Origin of the sequence: Vibrio sp. B181a (genome assembly GCF_030248375.1) — a bacterium.
GTDB lineage: Bacteria > Pseudomonadota > Gammaproteobacteria > Enterobacterales > Vibrionaceae > Vibrio > Vibrio campbellii.
On sequence record NZ_JAHGAD010000140.1, the window covers coordinates 1 to 2,767 of the forward strand.

The window sequence follows — 2,767 nt, forward strand, 5'->3', positions numbered from 1 at the left end:
TCCTAAAGCGAAGCGCTCTCGACTCTCGGAGCGTAAGCGTTCTATTTGGCCTCCAAGAAACAAAAAAGGCACCCGAGGGTGCCTTTTCTTTTAAGCTCTTAACGATTACTCGTCAGAAGAGAAGCCTGCGTTTAGAAGTGCAGCTAGGTTATCTGTTGCTTGTTCAGCAGATGGACCTTCTTGCGCTTCAGCACGTTTAGCTTGACGATCTTGGTGGTATGCGAAACCAGTACCAGCTGGGATCAGACGACCAACAATTACGTTCTCTTTCAGACCACGTAGGTCATCACGCTTACCAGAAACCGCAGCTTCTGTTAGTACGCGAGTTGTCTCCTGGAACGATGCCGCAGAGATGAACGACTCAGTCGCTAGAGATGCTTTAGTAATACCTAGTAGCTCACGCTCGAAACGTGCAGGCTCTTTGCCTTCAGCTTCTAGGTTACGGTTAGCAATCTTAACTTGTGAGTATTCAACTTGCTCACCAGGTAGGAACTCAGAGTCACCAGCGTGAGTAATTGTACACTTACGTAGCATTTGACGAACGATAGTCTCGATGTGCTTATCGTTAATCTTAACGCCTTGTAGACGGTAAACTTCTTGTACTTCGTTAGCGATGTACTGAGTTACAGCGTGTACGCCACGTAGACGTAGGATGTCATGTGGAGACTCTGGACCATCTGCGATCACGTCACCACGTTCAACACGCTCACCTTCAAATACGTTCAACTGACGATGCTTAGGAATCATCTCTTCGTAAGTATCACCGCTGTCGCGAGTGATAACTAGACGACGCTTACCTTTCGTTTCTTTACCGAAGCTCACAGTACCTGTGTGCTCAGCAAGGATCGCAGGCTCTTTAGGCTTACGAGCTTCGAATAGGTCGGCTACGCGTGGTAGACCACCGGTGATATCTTTGTTACCGCCAGATTTCTGAGGGATACGAGATAGTGTGTCACCAATGCCAACTTCAGCGCCATCTTCGATGTTTACAATCGCTTTACCAGGTAGGAAGTAGTGAGCTGGCATTTCTGTACCAGGGATCATTACATCGTTACCTTGCTCATCAACAAGTTTGATAGCTGGACGCATATCTTTACCTGCTGCTGGGCGAGCTGCTGGGTCAGTTACTTCGCTTGAAGATAGACCTGTTAGGTCATCTGTTTGACGAGAAACTGTAACACCGTCGATCATGTCTACGAACTGGATGCGACCTGCCACTTCAGTGATGATTGGCATGGTGTGCGCTTCCCAGTTAGCAACAACTTCACCAGCTGTTACTGCGTCGTTGTCGCCTTTGCTTAGCATCGAACCGTAAGGAAGTTTGTGCTTCTCTTTAGTACGACCGAATTCATCAATGATAGTTAGCTCAGATGCACGAGACGTGATTACTAGCTTCTTATCTTTGTTGATTACGAACTTAGCGTTGTGCAGTTTAACTGTACCAGTTGTCTTCGCTTGGATGCTGTTCTCTGCTGCTGCAGTAGATGCTGCACCACCGATGTGGAACGTACGCATCGTAAGCTGTGTACCCGGTTCACCGATAGACTGAGCAGCGATTACACCAACTGCTTCACCTTGGTTCACTAGGTGACCACGTGCTAGGTCACGACCGTAACACTGTGCACAACAACCGAAGTCAGAATCACAAGTAACTACAGAGCGCACTTTCATGCTGTCTACTGAGTTCTCTTCCATGATCTGACACCACTTCTCATCAATTAGAGTGTTACGTGGGATCAGAACATCTTCTGTACCTGGCTTAAGAACGTCTTCAGCTACTACACGACCTAGCGCTAGCTCAGTTAGTGCAACTTTAACATCACCACCCTCGATGTGAGGCATCATGTCAACACCCTCATGAGTGCCACAGTCATGTTCAGTTACAACAACGTCTTGAGCAACGTCTACTAGACGACGAGTTAGGTAACCCGAGTTCGCTGTTTTCAGTGCCGTATCCGCAAGACCCTTACGAGCACCGTGCGTTGAGATAAAGTACTGAAGTACGTTTAGACCTTCTTTAAAGTTCGCAGTGATCGGCGTTTCGATGATCGAACCATCCGGACGAGCCATCAGACCACGCATACCAGCTAGCTGACGAATCTGAGCTGCAGAACCACGAGCACCCGAGTCAGCCATCATGTAGATGCTGTTAAACGATTCTTGTTGCTCTTCTTCACCGTCACGGTTAACTACCGTTTCAGATGAAAGGTTTGCCATCATCGCTTTCGCTACGCGATCGTTGGTCGATGCCCAGATATCGATAACTTTGTTGTATCGTTCGCCCGCAGTAACAAGACCAGATTGGTATTGTTCCTGGATTTCACGTACTTCTTCTTCCGCTTCTGCGATTTCAGTGTACTTAGCTGGCGGTACAACCATATCGTCGATACCAACAGATACACCAGATAGTGCCGCGTATGCGAAACCTGTGTACATGATTTGGTCAGCGAAGATTACAGTGTCTTTCAGACCTAGCTTACGGTACGCCTCGTTTAGTAGGTTAGAGATTTGCTTCTTACCTAGCTTTTGGTTAACGATGCTGTACGGTAGACCAGCTGGCACGATTTGCCATAGCATTGCACGACCGATAGTTGTATCAACCATCTTAGTCTCTGTTGTGCTGTTGCCGTCTTCGTCTACAACTGTTTCTGTAATACGTACTTTAACGCGTGCGTGAAGTTCAGCTTGCTTAGTGCGGTATGCTTTCTCAGCCTCTGCTGGGCCAGAAAGGTACATGCCTTCACCTTTCACGTTGATCTTGTCACGA

At 47.7% G+C, this 2,767-nt stretch carries 1 pseudogene; it reads right to left on the bottom strand.

The window, feature by feature from the left end:
* Nucleotides 1-105: 105 nt before the first annotated feature.
* A pseudogene (locus KIO97_RS26665) lies at nt 106-2,767 on the bottom strand (DNA-directed RNA polymerase subunit beta'); the annotation flags it as partial.